Genomic DNA, 951 nt, shown 5'->3' with positions numbered 1-951 from the left:
CGGGGCTTGAAACGGATAATCCCACGGAGGAAGAGATGGCGTTCTGGCGCACGGTCTTTGAGACGCACCGAAAAATCACGGGTGGCAAGAAGCCCAAGACCGATACGCAGATTCGCAGATGGCTGAAGAATCCGCACTCGGATGCGGCAGAGTATAAGATGTGGGGCAACGGTGTCGCACTTCCCTGTGTGTTCTATGTGCTGACAGGAATCGCACATTTCGGGCATTCGGTGTATACAACAGAATCCGCTTGCTAATTCTTCCCACGTGAGTGATGAATGTAATGACCAAAGTTCATAAAGGAGGAAACCACCATGAAGGTCAATTACAACATCCAAAAGGAAGAGCGCAAGGCGATGGTCGCGGTAGTCAGCAAGGTGCTCGACACGAAGCCTGCCTACTGCGGCGCACCGACATTTTCCTACAAGATCGGCGCATTCGAGATCACGAAGGACGGCAGCCTTTGCTTCGACGATGCCCTTGACGAAGCGACCGTGGCGTGTGTGCGCACGGCACTGCACGAGGCGGGCTTTACGTCCGAGGATGGGGAAAACGAGCCCTCCTGCGCAGATACAGGGGCGAAGGAGCCGAGCACAACGGAATCCGCGATGAGCGAGACTCCCTGCGCGGACACAGGGGCAGACGCGCCGAGCCGGACGGAAGCGGCAGATGATGAGCCGACACCGACAGAAACGGTGGTAGAAGAACCTGCTCCAATGGAGGCGGTGATGGAAGAACCCGACGAGGACAGCCTTTCCATCAGTCTCCCACGCAGCCTTTTCACCGATACGGCACTGCAGAATCTGGACACACTCCTTCGGAGCAAGGGACGGCTCATCCGGCACGCATTTGACATCCGCGAGGCGACTTACACACTGACCGATGACCGCATCACCTTTGCATGGCTGCATGGGACGATCACCGACGAGACGGCAAAGGCATACGCCGAGT

General features: G+C 57.1%; 1 protein-coding gene and 1 pseudogene. Both read left to right on the top strand.

Annotated features, from left to right (window positions below):
* A pseudogene (locus HMPREF9163_RS12485) lies at positions 1 to 257 on the top strand (DNA (cytosine-5-)-methyltransferase); the annotation flags it as partial.
* Between the two features lie 57 nt (positions 258 to 314).
* The coding region (locus HMPREF9163_RS06845) for a hypothetical protein (RefSeq protein WP_009441005.1) at positions 315 to 951 on the top strand (637 nt) is incomplete at its 3' end.

The sequence above is a fragment of the Selenomonas sp. oral taxon 138 str. F0429 genome (genome assembly GCF_000318175.2).
GTDB lineage: Bacteria > Bacillota > Negativicutes > Selenomonadales > Selenomonadaceae > Centipeda > Centipeda timonae.
The sequence above is the reverse complement of the archived record's forward strand: the minus strand, read 5'-3'. Positions and strand labels throughout refer to the sequence as shown.